The sequence below is a fragment of the Afipia sp. GW822-FHT03D08 genome (assembly GCF_058801645.1).
The window spans coordinates 2188432-2205526 of sequence record NZ_JBXANK010000001.1 but is presented as its reverse complement, the minus strand read 5'-3'; the positions used below and the strand labels follow the sequence as shown (position 1 = coordinate 2205526).

The following is a 17095-nucleotide window of genomic DNA, read 5'->3' as shown; positions in this document are numbered from 1 at the left end:
GTTCATCCGGTATGGTTGCGGTGTGCGGCATCGGCGGGCTTCCCTGCGCCGAGCCACTGCAACTTGATTGTTTTTCTTGACGCTTTCAAGGCCATCCCAAGCCCTGACCCCTGCAATCGCGCCCCAAAACCAAAGGTATTCGAAGGTGTTCGGACAAGGCAACGCTCCGGGCGGGGCTGCCGCAAAGGGGGCAGAGCGGGGCGCCGGGCCGCGATTGACGCGCCTCGAAGATTCCGCCTAATAGTCGGCTTGTCCGCCTATTTTCCTCCATCAGGTTGCACCCCCATGAACAAAGTTTACCCCGACGCGAAGTCCGCGCTCGATGGCGTTGTCAAAGACGGCATGATGGTCATGTCCGGCGGTTTCGGCCTCTGCGGTATCGCCGAGACGTTGTCCGACGCGTTGCGCGAAACCGGCGTCAAGAACCTGACGGTTGTCTCGAACAATGCCGGTGTCGATGGCATAGGCCTCAGCCGCCTGCTGGAAACCCGCCAGATCAAGAAGATGATCTCGTCCTATGTCGGCGAGAACAAGCTGTTCGCGCAGCAGTATCTCGCGGGCGAACTCGAACTCGAATTCAATCCGCAGGGCACGCTGGCGGAACGCATCCGCGCCGGCGGCGCGGGCATCCCGGGCTTCTACACCAAGACCGGCGTCGGAACGCTGATCGCCGAAGGCAAGGAAGTGAAGGAGTTCAACGGCGAGAAGTACATCCTTGAGACGGGCCTCGTTGCCGATCTCGCCATCGTGCACGCCTGGAAGGGCGATACCGCGGGCAACCTCGTGTACCGCAAGACCGCGCGCAACTTTAACCCGATGATGGCGACCGCCGCCAAGGTCACCATCGCGGAAGTCGAGCATCTGGTGCCTGCGGGCGAGATCGATCCCGATCACATCCACACGCCGGGCATCTTCGTTCAGCGCATCATCGCAGTCGATCCAGCGCTGAAGCGGATCGAGCAGCGCACCACGCGCAAGCGCGCATAACAGATTCCTTAAGGAGAGCCCCATGGCCTGGACCCGCGAACAGATGGCAGCGCGCGCCGCGAAAGAACTGCGCGACGGCTATTACGTCAACCTCGGCATCGGCATTCCGACGCTGGTGTCCAACTACATTCCCGACGGCGTCGATGTGTCGCTGCAGAGCGAGAACGGCATGCTCGGCATGGGCCCGTTCCCGTATGAGGGCGAGGAAGATCCCGACCTCATCAACGCCGGCAAGCAGACCGTGACCGAACTGCCCGACACCAGCTACTTCTCAAGTGCGGATTCGTTCGCGATGGTGCGCGGCGGCCATATCGATCTGTCGATCCTGGGCGCGATGCAGGTGGCCGAGAACGGCGATCTCGCAAACTGGATGATCCCCGGCAAGATGGTGAAGGGCATGGGCGGCGCGATGGATCTCGTCGCCGGCGTCAAGCGCGTCGTCGTCGTGATGGAGCATTCCGCAAAGGATGGTCCGAAGCTGCTGCATCGCTGCAACCTGCCGCTCACCGGCGAGCGTGTCGTCGACATGGTCGTCACCGATCTCGCAGTGTTCACCATCGACAAGCACGGCAAGGACGGCATGGCGCTGATCGAACTCGCCGACGGCGTCACGCTCGATGAGGTGAAGGCGAAGACCGAAGCGACCTTCCGCGTCGCGCTGAAGAACGCCTGAGCGCCTGAACCATCATGACGGCGCAGCGCGGCCTTATTGGCCGCGCGATCTGACGCTATCGCCGGCCAAGAAAGCCGGGACTTTGCGCCGACAGCAATTGCGAACGGATGTCGGTGTCGAGCGTCGCGGACGGCTGCACGAACCCGGCTGAAAGCGACAGACTGATATTCGAGGTCGGTTTGAACTCGACTCCGGCATTGATGCTGGTGGCAAGCGTGCTGCTCCGCTCGAAGCCCGGCGTGACGAGCGACGTAAATACGTCCGGCGTCGTTCGAAGCGAGCTGACGCCTCCGAAAAATGTGACCGGCGTGTCGCCGAGGCCCTTGAAGCTGTAGGCGTATTGCGCGCCCTCGGACGACAATCCGCTGCCGGCAGTAAATGCGCCCGCGCCGAAGCCGCCGGTGAATGAATTCACCGGCATGCTGTAGCTGCTGAAAGAAAAGCCCTTGCGGAAGCCGTCCTCATCCGGCGCGCTTCCCCAATATTGCGTCGTGGTGTCGCCGCCCAATCCGAAAGGTCCACCCGGAATCCAGTAGCGGATCGGCGCCACCTGGGCCTGAGCGGCAGGCGCCGCCAGACAAAGCACAGCGGCGAGGGCTGCGACCCGATATTTCAGAGCATCCATCATCGCGCACACTATACCGCTGCGGCGGGCCCAAGCACAGCCAGTTCAGCACAAATTATGCCGGGCCCTGCGGAATATCGGAGAACCGCGTCAGCCACGCCACCGGGCCGATGCTCGCCGCCACGATCAGAAGCGCGGCGAGGGCGCCGTCCTCGAAACTGCCGCGGCTGGCATACTGATAGATCGAGGTCGCCAGCGTCTCGACATTGAGCGGACGCAGCAGCAGCGTCGCCGGCAATTCCTTCAGGCAATCGACGAACACCACGATCGCGGCACCGAGTAGCGCGGGGCGCAGCAGCGGCAGGTGAATCCGCCGCATGGCGGTGATCTGCCCGGCCCCAGCGCTGCGCGCGCTGTCGTCATAGTCGAACGGGATGCGCTCGAAGCCGGCGCGCAGAAATCCCGTCGGCACGGCGAGAAAGCGGATCACATAGGCCGTGACCACGGCCGCGCCCGAGCCCATCAGCACCAGGCCAGGCAGCGATAGCCCGAGCCACGCGGCAAACGTGTTGAGCGCGTTGTCGATCGTCAGCACCGGCGAGAGCAGGCCGAGCGCCAGCACCAGTCCCGGCAATGCGTACCCGGTCTGCGCGATGTTGGCCGAGAACGCGCGCCATGAACCGGGACGCCAGCGCGTTGCAAGAATTGTCGCCAGTCCGAGACCCAGCGCAACGAGGGTGGCGAGCGCCGCGAAACTTATCGAACTGAATGCGTCGCGCCAGATCGCGGTATCCATCGTCACCGATGACCGGTGGATGCTCTGGTACAGCAGAAACAGCAGCGGCACGACGAAGCCGAGCAACGCCGGCAGGGCGCATGCGGCGAAAGCCAGCCAGCCCTTGATCCCGGTGAAGGGCGTGCGCGGGGTCAGCCGCGGGCTCTCGGACGAAAATTCCGTGATGGCGTTGCGGCGGCCATAGCGCTCCAGCGCGATCAGTCCGCCGACGATCACCAGCACCAGGCATGACAGTTGCGCTGCGCCGGCGAGGCTGCCGCGATTGAGCCATGTGGTGAAGATCGAGACTGTGAGCGTCCGCACCCCGAGGTATTCGCTGGCGCCGATGTCGTTTAGCGTTTCCAGCGCGACGAGAGCGAGGCCGACCGCCAGCGCCGGACGGGCCATCGGCAGCGAGATGCGGCGAAACACATCCCAGCGTCCGGCGCCGAGCGTGCGTGCGGCTTCGGCAAATTCCGCGCTCTGCAACTGGAAGGTCGCGCGCGCGGAGAGATAGACATACGGATAGAGCACAATGCCGATGATGAAGATCGCGCCCGGCAGGGAGCGCAGGTTCGGTAACAACGCCAGCGCATCGCGCGGCGGAAGCCACAGCATCAGCGTGCGATGGACGAGGCCGAGCGGTTCGAACAGATCGACATAAACATAAGCCGCAATGTAGGTCGGAATCGCCAGCGGCAGCGGCAGCAGCCAGAGCAGCAATCCGCGTCCCGGGAAATCGTGCGATGACACCAGCCACGCTGTGCCCGCACCTGCGAGCAGTGCGATCGATCCGACGCCGATCAGCAGCGCGGCTGTGTCGCGCAGCGCCAGCGGCAGCACGTAGTCGACAAGATGCGACCACAGACCGGGCGCGGGCTGTGCCGCGATCACGACGATCGCCAGCACCGGCAATGCAACAAGCGCCGCCGTGAAGACCGCCAGCGCCGAGACGGCGGGCTCTGCGATGCGCGCTATCACGAGAATTCGGCTTTGCGCGACAAAGACCGGTTCGCGCCTCCCCCGCAAGGGGGGAGGGAACGATGAACATGACTCATCGCCATGCGCGGCGAACCTCCTCGGCCCGTCTGCGGGAAGCTGGTTGGGGTGAGGAGCTTTTTGTATCGGTCGGTCAGCGTCAATTATCAAACCCGACCTTGTCGGCCAGCGTCGAGGCGGCCTTGCGGCTGGCGGCGATCTTCGCGATCGGCAGCGTGTCGGGGGTCAACTTGCCGTAACCGGCAATGGTCGGGTTGACGGCGACGCCGGCGCGGACCGGATACTCATAGTTGGCGTCGGCATAGAGATGCTGCGCGTGTTCGCCGGCCAGCCATTCGATCAGTTTGACGGCGTTGGCGCGGTTCGGCGCGTGCTTCGCCAGCAGCACGCCGGAGAGATTCACATGGGTGCCGCCGCCGGCGAAGGTCGGCAGGATCACCTTGGTCGCTTCCGCCCATGGCTTCTTGTCCGGATCGTTGTTCATCATCAGCGCCCAGTAATAGGTGTTGCCGATGCCGATGTCGCATTTGCCAGCCGCGACATCGCGCGCGGTTTCGCGGTCGCCGCCGGAGGGCTTCTGCGCGAGGTTGGCCTTCACGCCCCGCAACCACTCTTCGGCTTTGGCTTCGCCGTGGTGGGCGACGTAGGCCGCGAACAGCGCATTGTTGTAGATGTGCTGGCCGGAGCGGATGCAGATCTTGCCCTTCCACTTCGGGTCGGCGAGCTCTTCGTAGGTGATGGCATCTTGCTTGACGCGGTCCTTCGAGGCGTAGATCACGCGCGCGCGCATCGAGATGCCGGCCCAGTGACCGTCGGGATCTCGGTATTGCGCCGGCACGATCTTGTCGAGCGCCTCGGACTTGATCGGCTGCGTTACACCGGCCTCGACGGCTTCCGCCATGCGGCCGACGTCCACCGTCAGCAGTACGTCGGCGGGGCTGTTGGCGCCTTCGGCCTTCATTCGCTGCTCAAGACCGGAGGACGCCGAAACGACATTGACCTTGATGCCGGTATCCTTGGTGAACGCGTCGAACAGCGGCTGCACCAGCTTGGTCTCGCGATAGGTGTAGACGTTCACCTCGCCGGATTGGGCGAATGCGGCCGCATTCAGGGTCATCGCGGAAGCGACGACGGTTGCGGCGACGAGAATACGAGATCGTGACATGATGGGGCTCCGGCAGCTTTGATGAGCATCGCGGCGCTGAGCGTTGCAGCGCGCGGTGCCGGTTCTGTAGCGCAGAGGGCGTGCACATTCACGCGACGCGATGTCGCGAGATCGCTGATTTAGAGAGATTCCAGAGTGGCGATCAGGCGATCGCGCTGGCGTGCGAGAACACGACCTCGATCAGCGTGCCCGAATGCGGCGCGGTCTTGATGTGGAATTGCGCGCGGTTGGCTTCGACCAGCGCTTTGGTCAGCGACAGGTTCACAACCGAGCCGTCGGCGGTTTGATCGGACGCGCCCGTTGTGCGGAACGGCGCCATGGCGGCGGCGATCTCGTTGTCGTTGAGGCCGGGGCCGGTGTCGCGGACGCGCAGCACGATATCGCCGAAGTCGGTGGTTGCGGTCGACACAATGACCTGTCCCCCGGCATTGGCCAGATGGATTGAGTTGCCGATCAGGTTCAGCGCGATCTGGCGCAGCGCGCGGGCGTCGGCCTTTACGGTCGGCAGCGCGTGGGCGAGCGATGTGCGGATGATGATGCGTTCGCGATTGGCCTGCGGCTGCATCACCGCGACGCATTGCTCGACCATGCTGTTGAGGTCCTGGCTCGCGAACGACAGTTCCATCCTGCCGGTTTCGATGCGCGACAGATCGAGCAGATCGTCGATGATCGCCATCACACGCTGCCCGGAGGCGCGGATGTCCTTCATGTATTCGACATAGCGCTCGTTGCCGAGCGCGCCGAAGCGCTCGTCGATCATCACGTCGGCGAAGCCGATGATGGCGTTCAGCGGCATACGGACCTCATGGCTGATCCGTCCGAGGATATCCGCTCGCGCGTTCACAGCGCGCTCGACCTGCCGCTTCGCCTGAGTCAGTTCGCCTTCGCTTTTCCTGGTTTGCGACTGGCTGTTGAAGATCGCGAAAAAGCGCGCGCCGTCCGGCCGTGTCCGGCCCATTGTCACCGACAGCGGGATGGCGCTGCCGTCGCGCGCACGTCCCAGCATGTCGCGGCCGTGGCGAAGCAGACCCGTCACGGCAGCGGCCCTGACCTCGTTCGCGTAATCCTGCACCGCGCGCTGGCTGTCGGCCGCGAACAGATCGGTGAGATGGAGCGTGGCCATCTCGTTGTCCTCGCGGCCGAACAGAACTTCGGCGCTGCGATTGCAGGAGAGGATGCGGCCCTGGCCGTCGAAAACAATGACGCCCTCGGCGGTGTTGTCGAGAATGGTGCCGAGTTCTTCCGCCTGCGTGGTGTCGTCGCTGGCGACGGCGACCGGCGCGATCGTCAAGACGGGTGCAGGTTCGATCCGGGGCTCGGTGCGCGGGCCTGAGAACACCAGCGCATGCGCCGGCTCGTTGTCCCATGTGATGGCGAACAGCCGCGCGTCGGCAGGCTCGCCCCTGTCGGGGCCGCTCTTGCTGGTGGCCGCGATGACGACCGGCGTGCCGGTCTCGGACGTGCTGCTGGCGGATCCCGCACCGGCTTCGACAATCAGCGCATCGAGGCCGCCGGCGTCGGTCAGCGCATGAAGGTCGTCATATCCGGTGGAGGCGAGAAACGCCTTGTTGGCGTAGATCAGCCGGTCGAGCCGATACACCAGCACGCCGACCGGCAGGCGATCGAGCAACTGCGAATCCTGCGCGGCATTGGCGCGCGGCAGCACCGGCTCGGGCTGGAGGAAGGCAGGGGGATGTTCAAGCGCAGGCGGTTCGGACACCGGCTGGTGCTGCGGCGTATCGTCAGCGGCGAACAGTTCGGCCACCGAGGCGTCGGTCAGCGTTTCGTTCTCTGCTCCATTCTCGAGGCGCGCGGACAGCCGCCGCGCCAGTTCGTCGAAGGCGTTGCTCTCGACCGCCGTCAGCGCCGGCGATTTCGGCTCGGCGACTGGAAATGGCACGACGTTTTGCGGAGTGTCCACCACAGGCTTCTGCTCGGTTCTCGGGAAACTGTCCCTCGGGAAGTTATCTTGCACGCTGTCCGCGGCATGCACCACCGTCTCTGACGGAGTTGATGGCGGCTGGTTCACAACGTCCTCGGCGACCGGCTCCGGTCTCGTGACCTCATGCGGCGGTGGTTCGCTCGGCTGCGCCGCTGCGGGCGGCTCAGACGAATACAGCATATCATCACGGCGCTGCACGGCCAGCCGTGCCATGCCTTCAACGTCGCGGCAGATGCCGAAGCCGCGATACCCCAGGAAAATCCCGGCGCGGTCATAGATCGGGAATCCCGACAGTTCCACCGGCAGCCGCGCGCCTGCGCCATCGGCGGGCCAGTTCACGACAATGCCGCTCCAGGTGTTGCGGGTCGCGATCGCAGCCGCGACATGGCCTTCGGGGTCGAGGCCGAGCGCATCGGCGATCTCGCCCCAGGGCCGGCCGAACGCAGCGGCGGTGCGCGCGCCGATCAGGCGGGTGAACTCATCGAAGCCGAGCGAGAAGCGGCTGTCTTCATCCATGTGCCACATGAAGCGCAGCGGATGCCGCCGCGGCGTCAATGGGCGGTCCATCTCAAGCAGCGTTGCGGACCCATCGCCGGCGCCGAGCGGAGAAGCCGTTTTATAGCGTTCGTCGTCGATATAGATTCGGGTGACGTTTTCTGCGGGCGCGTCATGATGTGCAGGTTCATCGCGCGGCGCGTCGGCGTGCACGGCAGGCGCGGGTTCTTCACTTGCGATGTGTTGAGGCCGAGTTTCGGTGTTCGCGACGGTCTGGACCGGTGCCGCCGGTTCTGACGATTCATCGAACACCGATTCGAAAAGATCGACCGGTGTGACTTCGGCCGGCGCGGCGGCTTGACCGGGCGTCTCTGCGACGGTTTCCGCCGCCGCTTCAGCCGGAGCGGAATCGACCGGCGCGGCAGGCGCAGGCCGTTCAACACCACTCTCGCGCTCTGGCTCTTCGGGAGCGAGCACCACAGGCGTCGGCTTCGGCATTGGCTTCGGCACGATCACAGCGTCGATCAATGCGACCAGCGCGGTGCCGTCTCCGCTGCCGACGCGATGCACCGTCACCCGGCTGGAGTCCACTTGCAGGACCGATTGTCCGTTACGCAGCGCGCCGTTGCGTGCGTCATCGAAACCGGGCCCGGTCAGATCATTGAACAATCCCGGAAAGTTTTTCGCGGCTTCATTTGCGCCGGCGAGTGCGCCGTTCGGCGTGAAGGTCATCGCCGGCATGGTGATGCTGTCGACCAGATGCGCGAGCCGCTCGGTGAGCGGCATCGGACGGCCGACAGGATCGGCGGCGGCAATGAGAATCCCCACGGTGCCGTCCGCGAAGGTGAGCCGCGCGCAGGAGCATGTCAGCAGGCGGCCGAGCGGCGCGCCGAATCCGCGCAGCCGTTCAAGCCGTGGTGCGCCTGACGGTGACAACCGCGCTGCAAGCTGTGCGGCCTGGCGGCGCCGCGGATCGGCGGGGCCGATGGTTTTCTCGGCAAGGGCGGCGGCGTTGCGTTCGCCGAACAGCCGCGCTCCGATAGTGTTGGTCCAGAGAATGCGAGCGCCGTTGAGCGACCAGACCCACGCAGGCAAGCTGCTTGTCGCGTGAACCGCAAGGCGCGGATCGCGGATGCCATGGAGCTGGAAGTCGGCTTCGCTCGTCTTGGACAACGGGTCTGTGTCTCGCTTTCGTAGCGCCGATTGTGGCGCGGGAGGTGGATCGGACAGCCTTAACAAATGATTAGTATGGCGCGGCTGCCACAAGGTCCACCGGTGGGGTGTGACACTACCCATCCAAACCGGCGATAACGTTAACTCGCCGGCACACTGAACCCCAGCGCCGCTCGGACGTTGGGTGTTGCAAAAGGTGCTCAAACGTTCACGATGGACGGGCAGGAACTGTCGTTGCGCTGCGTCATAGGTGAGATGTCGCCCGGCGGTAAATTGCGGAGCAACGGGGTCCGCTCAGAGACCCAACAGGAGAGGGTGCGACATGTCAGGCAATCAATTCGAGATTCCGAAGGAAATGCGGTCGATGGCGGAAGCGAGCCTCGAACAGGCACGCAAGGCATTCGATACTTTCATCAGCAGTGCGCAGCAGACGGCGGCGGCGTTCGGCGGGGCGTCACTCGGCGGCTCCGGCGATGCGGCCAAGGAAATCAGCGCGAAGGCCATCGCGTTCGCGGAAAAGAACGTGCAGACCTCGCTGGCCTATGCGCAGCAGTTGATTCACGCCAAGGACCTCACCGAGGTGATGCGTCTCCACACTGAATACGTTCAGGGCCAGATGCGGGCGCTGGCCGAGCAGGCCAGCGAAATGGGTCAGGTTGTGACCCGCGCCGCCATGGATGCCGCCAAGCCCAAATAGTCCGTGGCTAGCCCGGCAATTTGGAGGATAGATCCGGCGCTTGCGCCGGATCAGGCATGCGGACGGCCCCGTGGTATTTTGTTGCATCGCACAAAATCTTCCATATAGTGCTAAATAGATACGGACCGGCGTCCGGCCTGTAGGCCTCACGCGGCCGGTTGCGCCGTTCCGGCGATTTCAATTCCAGACACGAGGACTGCCCTATGAGCGCGAACGATCCATTTGCTGTCGTCCCCTTCAAGGTTCCTGAGCAGCTTCGCGCGTTCACCGAGATGGGCATGGTCCAGGCCCGTGACGGCTATCAGAAGTTCAAGGACGCAGCCGTTTCCAACAACGGGGCTCTCGAGGCGCTGGTTGAGCAGGCCACCAAGGGCGCCGGCGATTTCACCTCGAAGATGATCGGCATGGCCCAGACCAACACCGAAGCCGCGTTTGCCTTCACCCAGAGCCTGATGGGTGTGAAATCGCTGCCGGAGGCCTTCGAACTGATGAACACCCATGCCCGCAAGCAGTTCGAGGTTTTGACCGCGCAGTCCCAGGACCTTGCGGCCATGACCCAGAAGGCTGCGGCTGCCGCCGTCGAGCCGATCGCCGCCGGCGCGGCAAAGGCCTTCAAGCCCGGCGTCTGATTGAGGCGTCTGTTCCTGGCAAAGGCGCGGCCGCGCCACTGAACCGTTTCTGTCGCCACGGTCACCCTAAGGGGCTGTTGGCGACGCGATTTCGGCAGGTCAAAGCGTCTTGCCAAAGCGCGGCGTTGCACCTAGTTTCCCGCGAAATCGCCGCCCTCGGCGGGGCAGCCGGCCGGCTGCCATAGATTGAAAAATGCAGTTGTAGCTCAGCTGGTTAGAGCGCCGGATTGTGGATCCGGAGGTCGGTGGTTCGATCCCACCCAACTGTACCACTCCCAAAGCCCCCAAAATCCGAAGTCTCAGGCCGACTGCGCCAGCAGGACGCGGATTTCCTCGCCTGTTGCAGGCCCGCTTCCGGGGTGGGTGAGCGTCGCGAAGGTTCCGATCGCGGCGGGCCGCCCGACCAGATAGCCCTGAACCTCGTTGCACAGTTCGGATTGCAGGAACGCCAGCTCCGCCGGTGTCTCGACGCCTTCCGCCAGCACCGGCAGACCGAGACCGCGGCCGAGGCCCAGCACGGCGCGCACAATGGTCGCGGCCTGCTCGTTGGTGTTGACCGACTTGATGAACGAACCGTCGATCTTGATCTTGTCGAACGGGAATGCGCGCAGGTTGGAGAGCGACGAATAGCCGGTGCCGAAATCGTCCATCGCGATATGCACGCCGAGCGCCTTGATGCGCCGGAGTGTGGTGAGCGCGCGGTTGAGATCGCGCACCAGCGCGGTCTCGGTGATTTCGAGTTCGAGCCGGCCGGGGGCGAGGCCGGTTTCCAGCAGCACCTCATGCACGAGCTGCACGAAATTCTCGTTGTAGATCTGGACCGCCGACACGTTGACGGCGATGGTCAGCGGCTGCGGCCAGCTCGCGGCCTGCTTGCAGGCCTCGCGCAGAACCCACTCGCCGATGCCGAGAATGGCGCCGGTTTCTTCCGCGATCGGGATGAAAATGGCCGGAGAGATCGAGCCGCGGGTCCTGTGATTCCAGCGCAGCAGGGCCTCGAAGCCGACCACGGTCCTGCTCTGAATGTCTTGCTGCGGCTGATAGACCAGATTGAACTCGCCGCGCGACACCGCCTGCCGCAGATCGTGCTCCAGCACGCGGCGGTCGTGAACCTCCGCGCCCATTTTCGCTTCGAAGAAGCGGTAGGTGGCGCGGCCTTCCATCTTGGCGCGGTAGAGCGCCGTGTCGGCGTGGGTCAGCAATGTCTCGCGATTGTCCGCATCGTCGGGGCAGATCGCGATGCCGATGCTGCACGACGTCATGTTCTCGCTGTCGGATTTATCACCGTCGGAACGCAGCGCCTCGATAATGCGCTCAGCCAGCCGTCCGGCCGTGGCCGGGTTCGACAGTCCGGGGACAAGGACCGCGAATTCGTCGCCGCCGAGGCGCGCGACCATGCATGTCTTGTCGAGGATCGCGGTGACGCGTGAGGCGACGGTCTGAAGGACCTTGTCGCCGGCCGCGTGTCCGAACAGATCGTTGACCTCCTTGAACCTGTCGAGGTCGAAGCAGAGCACGGCGCACTTCTGCCCGCCTGCCATGGTGGCGGCGATCTCGTGATCGAGCCGCGCATGGAACGTGCCGCGGTTCGGCAGCGAGGTCAGCGCATCGTGATGCGCGAGATAGCGGATGTGCTGCTCGGCCTTCTTGCGCGCCTGCAGGTTGCGCACGGCGATGACGTGATGCGCCTGCCCGGCGAAGTCGATCGGACGCAGGATCAGTTCGACCGGAATCATCGATCCGTCGGCGTGACGAAGATCGGCCTCCACCGGCTGGTTCGGGGCGGCGAACAGTTTCGCGCGCGCACCCGCGTCCGGAATGTACGATTGCAGGTTTGTACCGATCAGCTTGTCCGATGTTGAGCCGACGAGCTGCGCGAAACTGGTGTTGACGGTCACAGCGACGTCGCCGTCGCAGACCAGAAGGCCTTCGACCGCGGCATTGGCGAGACCGCGCATGCGCTCGGCTTCAAGCATCGAGCGGCGCTGGTCATGAATGTCGAGGGCTGCGGCGCCGATCGCCAGCAGAATAATCGTGAAGCTCGAGACGGCGACGCCAATGGCGAGCCAGTTGGTGGGGATCGCGGATTGCGGGATCGTGACGGTCGGATCGGGAATGATCGCGACTGCGCCCATCGCCGTGAAATGATGACTGCAAATTGCCAGCGTCAAAAGTACCGCACCCGCAATCCGCCAGCGCTGTGAATCGCCCCGCAAACCAGCCGGCAGCGCCGCTGCGCCGATCAGCGTGCCGAGCAGAATGGATGCGGCAACGAGTGTTGAATCCCACAGGATGACGCCGCCGATCTGGAAAGCCGCCATGCCGAGATAATGCATGGTGGCGATACCGCCGCCGACGACAGCGCCGCCGAGCCACGGGCCGAGCCGCCATTTGGGCTGCATCGACATGGCAAGACCGGCTGCAGTGAGCAGGATCGCAGCGGCAAGGGACAAACCGGTGAGTGCGATGTTGTAGGCGCTCGGAATGCCGGGCGAATAGGCGAGCATCGCGATGAAATGCGTCGACCAGATGCCGAAGCCCGTCGAGATCGCCGAGATCGCAAGCCAGACCGGACGCATCTGGCGCGTCGCGTGACGGGCATGGCGCAGCAGGCCGATGGCGGCAAGCGAAGCCAGCGTGCAGATCACAGCCGCGAGTCCCACGAGCCAGAGATCATGGGCGGTGGCGATACAATTGTAGACCTTGAACATCGAACAGCCTGCACGCGAGAAACAAACGGTTACCTCGGCAGGTAAGTGGAATTGCGTAAGAACGCGTAAATTCCCGATCTGGCGTTTGATCGATACAGGCGCGCTCGATCGGCAAGGATCGGATGTTGTGTGTACGCGAGGCGAACAAATCAAAAAATGGCTGCGGCGCAGGCGTTACTGTCGTGAACAGATCGTCAATAGCCGATGCTGAACAGCTAACACGCGATCAACCATGTTCTGAATACGTCACGATGGCTGTCGTTTCCCTAGCGGTCAGCCCGGCTCACCACATCCATCAGTTCGGCGATCTTGCGCCGCTGGTCCGCCTTGTCGCCCGACGAGATCGCGTGCTCAACGCAATGCGCGACATGATCGCGCAGCACCTCTTCCTCGACCCGCCGCAGCGCTGCACGGGCGGCGGCGATCTGCGTGACGATGTCGATGCAATAGCGATCGTCTTCCACCATGCCCGCGAGACCGCGAACCTGGCCTTCGATCCGTTTCAGCCTCTTCAGGCACGATGACTTGATTTCCTGTCGCATACCGTACTATATACCCCTATAGGGTATAAGTTGCAAGTGGAGAATTGGAATCGTGGCGTCATCGGATCATCAGGAAAGCGGCAAGGCCGGTTGTTGCGGCGGACATGGCAATCAAGGTTCCGGCGGTCACAGCCACGGCAAGCCTGAGTACGGCCACGCTCATCACGGCGCGCATGGTCATCACGGCGCGCATGGTCATTCGCACGCAGCGGATCAGGCGGGCGCAGGCATCCTCGATCCCGTCTGCGGGATGACCGTGGATCCGGCGAGCGCGAAGCATCGCTTTGCGTACAAAGGTCAGTATTATTTCTTCTGCTCCGCGGGCTGCCGGACCAGGTTCGAAGGCGATCCGGAAAAGTATCTCGCGCCGAAATCGTCACAGCCTGAAGAGAAGATGCCGGAAGGCACCATCTACACCTGTCCGATGCATCCCGAGGTGCGACAGGTCGGGCCGGGGAGCTGTCCGATCTGCGGCATGGCGCTCGAGCCCGAGACCGTTTCGCTGGATGATGCGCCCGATCCCGAACTGATCGACATGACGCGCCGCTTCTGGATCGGTCTCGCGCTGGCGCTGCCGGTGTTCGTCATCGACATGGCTGCGCATCTCGGCGGTATCCATCTGCTGGAGACACAGACATCGAACTGGCTGGGCTTCGCGCTGGCGACGCCGGTGGTGCTGTGGGCCGGCTGGCCCTTCTTCGAGCGCGGCTGGCATTCGGTCAAAACGCGCAATCTCAACATGTTCACGCTGATCGCGATGGGCACAGGCGTCGCTTACATTTACAGCGTGGTCGCGACGCTGGCGCCACAGGTGTTTCCGGACGCATTCCGCGATCATCACGGCGCGGTCGCGGTATATTTCGAAGCTGCCGCCGTTATCACCGTTCTCGTCCTGCTGGGTCAGGTGCTCGAGCTGCGCGCCCGGGCGCGCACGTCAGGCGCGATCCGGGCATTGCTCGGCCTTGCGCCGAAGACGGCGCGGCGCGTCTCGCAGACCGGCGACGAGGACATCGATATCGACGCCATCGCGGTGGGTGATCTGCTCCGGGTGCGGCCGGGCGAAAAGGTCCCGGTCGATGGCATCGTCACCGAGGGATCGTCGCTGGTCGATGAGTCCCTCGTCACCGGCGAGTCGATGCCGGTGAAGAAGGCGATCGGCGCACAGGTGATCGGCGGAACTGTCAACCAGAGCGGCGGCCTTGTGGTCCGCGCCGACAAGATCGGCCGTGACACCATGCTGGCGCGCATTGTCGATCTCGTTGCGCGGGCGCAGCGCTCGCGTGCGCCGGTGCAGCGGCTCGCCGATCAGGTCGCAGGCTGGTTCGTGCCGGTGGTTATCGCGGTGGCGCTCGCGGCGTTTGCGGCATGGGCGGTGTTTGGTCCCGAGCCCCGATTCACCTATGCGCTGGTTGCCGCGGTGACTGTCCTCATCATCGCGTGTCCCTGCGCGCTCGGTCTCGCGACTCCGATGTCGATCATGGTCGGCGTCGGCCGCGGCGCGCGCTCGGGCATTCTCATTCGCGACGCCGAGGCGCTGGAGCGGATGGAGAAGGTCGACACCCTGGTGATCGACAAGACCGGCACGCTGACCGAAGGCAAGCCGAAGGTGGTCGCTGTGATCGCGGCCGATGGCTTTGATCGGGGTGAACTGCTGCGGCTGGCCGCCAGCGTCGAGCGCGCCAGCGAGCATCCACTGGCCTTCGCGATCCTGAATGCCGCGAAGGAAGAGAGCATCGAACTTCGCGATGTGCAGAACTTCGACTCCCCCGCGGGCAAGGGCGCGACGGGCACCGTCGGTGGCCGCAAGGTCGTGCTCGGCAATGCCGCGATCATGCAGTTGTCGAACGTCGGCATTCAGACACTGGAAGCCGATGCACGCACCCAGCGCGAGCGCGGGGCCACCGCGATCTATGTCGCGGTCGATGGCCGCGCCGTCGGCGTCATTGCGATTGCCGATCCGGTCAAGCCGAGTGCGCCGGAAGCGCTGAAGCAGTTGCGTGCAAACGGACTGCGCATTGTCATGCTGACCGGTGACAATGTGACGACGGCGCAGGCGGTGGCGAGGACGCTCGGCATCACCGACGTCGAGGCCGACGTTCTGCCCGAGCGCAAGGGCGACGTGGTCACAAGGCTGCGCGGCGAGGGCCGCGTGGTGGCGATGGCCGGTGACGGCATCAACGACGCTCCGGCGCTTGCCGCGGCCGATGTCGGCATCGCCATGGGCAGCGGCACCGATGTGGCGATCGAAAGCGCGGGCATTACGCTGCTGCGCGGCGATCTGATGGGGCTGGTGGAAGCCCGGCAACTATCGCGGGCGACGATGCGCAATATCCGCCAGAACCTGGCGTTCGCCTTCCTGTACAACGCAGCCGGCATTCCGGTCGCGGCGGGTGTGCTTTATCCGGTGTTCGGGATTCTGCTGTCGCCGATGATCGGCGCTGCGGCCATGGCGCTGTCGTCGGTCAGCGTGATCGGCAATGCGCTGCGGTTGGCGCGCATGAAGCTTCAATCATAAGAGGCTTCATTCGAAGTTGTTCGGGTGATGCGCGATAGCACGGGAACATGCGCATGAAAAAAGGCCGGGCTAAAGAGCCCGGCCTGTTTAGTTTTTGGCCACGTGAGGCCGACACAATCACCTTCCAAGAGGGATAACTGAGCGCGCGTTCCGCTGGAGGAGGGGGACAGTGCGCAGAACGCTCATTCAGTGTGGGGAGAGTATGGTCCGCGATTTCCCATGCGGACAACTCCGATCCCGGTATGTCAGTCATGCTCAGGATGCGGGCTCAAACGTTCGTTTGAACCCGCTCACGAGGGCCGTCAGGACGGCCAGCGCTGCGCCTTACTCACGATAAAATCACGGAAAACCTGCACGCGCGCCACCGACTTCAATTCTTCGGGATACACAAAATACGTATCCAATTGAATCGAGTCGGCTTCGCTGAAGAGCTGCACCAGCCGGTTGTTGTCCTCGACGAGGTAGTCCGGCAGCGCCGCGATTCCGAGGCCCTGCTGGCAGGCGCGCACCAGCCCGAGGATGTTGTTGACCTTGAACACCGGCTCGCGCGGACCGGAACCGTTGGTGTTGGCCTCGATCAGCCAGTTCCGGTTTTGCAGGTGCTGCGGCACGTTCTGGTCGCTGAGCACGATGATCCGGTGCGCGTCCAGTTCATCGAGCGTGCGCGGGGTACCGTGCCGCTTGACGTATTCCGGCGAGCAATAGGCATGGAAGCCCATCGAGAACAGCTTGCGCTGAATGAGATCCGGCTGGGTCGGCTTGCGGGTGCGGATCGCAACGTCGGCCTCGCGCATCGACAGGTCGAGTTCTTCGTCGGTCACGATCAGCGAAATGCGGATATCCGGATACAGCGCGGTGAATTCACCCAGCCGCGGGATCAGCCAGTTGATGCCGACGCCCGGCGTGGTGGTGACCTTGAGGTCGCCGCTCGGCCGCTCGCGGCTGTCGGTGAGCTTGGCGCGCGCCGCCTGCAACTGCATGAACACGTCATGCGCGGTGCGGAACAGCAGATCGCCCTGCTCGGTGAGGATCAGTCCGCGGGCATGGCGGTGAAACAATGACACCGCCAGTTCCTGCTCCAGCGCGCTGACCTGGCGCGAGACGGCCGACTGCGACAGCCCGAGTTGTTCGCCGGCATGCGTGAAGCTTCCCGCTTCCGCAGCCGCGTGAAAGACCTTCAGCTTGTCCCAGTCCATATCGCTTAATCCATCGCGTGTTCGAGGCATG

General features: G+C 64.1%; 12 protein-coding genes and 1 tRNA gene. 6 read left to right on the top strand and 7 right to left on the bottom strand.

Annotation, left to right across the window (positions count from 1 at the left end; all coding sequences use genetic code 11):
* Positions 1–285: 285 nt before the first annotated feature.
* Both AC1RM7_RS10885 and AC1RM7_RS10880 read left to right on the top strand, forming a co-directional pair.
* Positions 286–987 carry a CoA transferase subunit A gene (locus AC1RM7_RS10885; RefSeq protein ID WP_006022134.1) on the top strand — a complete coding sequence of 234 codons (702 nt, stop codon included), beginning with the start codon at positions 286–288 and terminating at the stop codon, positions 985–987.
* Positions 988–1009: 22 nt separating this feature from the next.
* Entirely contained in the window at positions 1010–1660 is a 651-nt protein-coding gene (locus AC1RM7_RS10880; protein ID WP_006022133.1) for a 3-oxoacid CoA-transferase subunit B, read from the top strand.
* Between the two features lie 55 nt (positions 1661–1715).
* Here AC1RM7_RS10880 and AC1RM7_RS10875 read toward each other — a convergent pair whose 3' ends face one another.
* From AC1RM7_RS10875 to AC1RM7_RS10860, 4 genes are all read right to left on the bottom strand, one after another.
* The gene (locus AC1RM7_RS10875) at positions 1716–2288 is read right to left on the bottom strand and encodes a hypothetical protein (RefSeq protein ID WP_024919916.1); all 573 of its coding nucleotides are present in this window, start codon (positions 2286–2288) and stop codon (positions 1716–1718) included.
* Between the two features lie 52 nt (positions 2289–2340).
* Positions 2341–3981 carry an ABC transporter permease gene (locus AC1RM7_RS10870; protein ID WP_024919917.1) on the bottom strand — a complete coding sequence of 547 codons (1641 nt, stop codon included), beginning with the start codon at positions 3979–3981 and terminating at the stop codon, positions 2341–2343.
* 157 nt (positions 3982–4138) lie between these two features.
* The gene (locus AC1RM7_RS10865; RefSeq protein WP_024919918.1) at positions 4139–5164 is read right to left on the bottom strand and encodes a Fe(3+) ABC transporter substrate-binding protein; all 1026 of its coding nucleotides are present in this window, start codon (positions 5162–5164) and stop codon (positions 4139–4141) included.
* Positions 5165–5306: 142 nt separating this feature from the next.
* Positions 5307–8774, bottom strand: a complete 3468-nt coding sequence (locus tag AC1RM7_RS10860) for a PAS domain-containing sensor histidine kinase (protein WP_024919919.1) — start codon at positions 8772–8774, stop codon at positions 5307–5309.
* Positions 8775–9096: 322 nt separating this feature from the next.
* Between AC1RM7_RS10860 and AC1RM7_RS10855 the strand changes: the two genes are divergently transcribed.
* The 3 genes from AC1RM7_RS10855 to AC1RM7_RS10845 all read left to right on the top strand — a co-directional run bounded on the left by AC1RM7_RS10855 (position 9097) and on the right by AC1RM7_RS10845 (position 10372).
* The gene (locus AC1RM7_RS10855) at positions 9097–9471 is read left to right on the top strand and encodes a phasin family protein (protein WP_006022127.1); all 375 of its coding nucleotides are present in this window, start codon (positions 9097–9099) and stop codon (positions 9469–9471) included.
* A 203-nt stretch (positions 9472–9674) separates the two neighbouring features.
* Positions 9675–10100: a phasin family protein gene (locus AC1RM7_RS10850; protein WP_006022126.1), complete on the top strand. Its 426-nt coding sequence runs from the start codon at positions 9675–9677 to the stop codon at positions 10098–10100.
* 195 nt (positions 10101–10295) lie between these two features.
* Positions 10296–10372 (top strand) — tRNA-His (locus AC1RM7_RS10845).
* Positions 10373–10399: 27 nt separating this feature from the next.
* Here the strand turns inward: AC1RM7_RS10845 and AC1RM7_RS10840 are convergent.
* Positions 10400–12811, bottom strand: a complete 2412-nt coding sequence (locus AC1RM7_RS10840) for an EAL domain-containing protein (protein WP_024919920.1) — start codon at positions 12809–12811, stop codon at positions 10400–10402.
* Positions 12812–13077: 266 nt separating this feature from the next.
* Entirely contained in the window at positions 13078–13353 is a 276-nt protein-coding gene (locus AC1RM7_RS10835) for a metal-sensitive transcriptional regulator (protein WP_006022124.1), read from the bottom strand.
* A gap of 52 nt (positions 13354–13405) precedes the next feature.
* On the opposite strand from AC1RM7_RS10835, the gene AC1RM7_RS10830 reads away from it, so the two are divergent.
* Complete coding sequence (locus AC1RM7_RS10830; protein WP_024919921.1) at positions 13406–15868, top strand: heavy metal translocating P-type ATPase; 2463 nt, start codon at positions 13406–13408, stop codon at positions 15866–15868.
* 302 nt (positions 15869–16170) lie between these two features.
* On the opposite strand, the gene AC1RM7_RS10825 is transcribed toward AC1RM7_RS10830, so the two are convergent.
* A complete protein-coding gene (locus tag AC1RM7_RS10825; protein WP_006022122.1) occupies positions 16171–17094 on the bottom strand; it encodes a LysR family transcriptional regulator in 924 nt (307 codons plus the stop codon).
* Position 17095: the final 1 nt, after the last annotated feature.

Bases quoted from the DNA above. Each gene is read 5' to 3' on its own strand.
- AC1RM7_RS10885 (WP_006022134.1), top strand. From the start codon at position 286: ATGAACAAAGTTTACCCCGACGCGAAGTCCGCGCTCGATGGCGTTGTC.
- AC1RM7_RS10880 (WP_006022133.1), top strand. From the start codon at position 1,010: ATGGCCTGGACCCGCGAACAGATGGCAGCGCGCGCCGCGAAAGAACTG.
- AC1RM7_RS10875 (WP_024919916.1), bottom strand. From the start codon at position 2,288: ATGATGGATGCTCTGAAATATCGGGTCGCAGCCCTCGCCGCTGTGCTT.
- AC1RM7_RS10865 (WP_024919918.1), bottom strand. From the start codon at position 5,164: ATGTCACGATCTCGTATTCTCGTCGCCGCAACCGTCGTCGCTTCCGCG.
- AC1RM7_RS10855 (WP_006022127.1), top strand. From the start codon at position 9,097: ATGTCAGGCAATCAATTCGAGATTCCGAAGGAAATGCGGTCGATGGCG.
- AC1RM7_RS10850 (WP_006022126.1), top strand. From the start codon at position 9,675: ATGAGCGCGAACGATCCATTTGCTGTCGTCCCCTTCAAGGTTCCTGAG.
- AC1RM7_RS10840 (WP_024919920.1), bottom strand. From the start codon at position 12,811: ATGTTCAAGGTCTACAATTGTATCGCCACCGCCCATGATCTCTGGCTC.
- AC1RM7_RS10835 (WP_006022124.1), bottom strand. From the start codon at position 13,353: ATGCGACAGGAAATCAAGTCATCGTGCCTGAAGAGGCTGAAACGGATC.
- AC1RM7_RS10825 (WP_006022122.1), bottom strand. From the start codon at position 17,094: ATGCCTCGAACACGCGATGGATTAAGCGATATGGACTGGGACAAGCTG.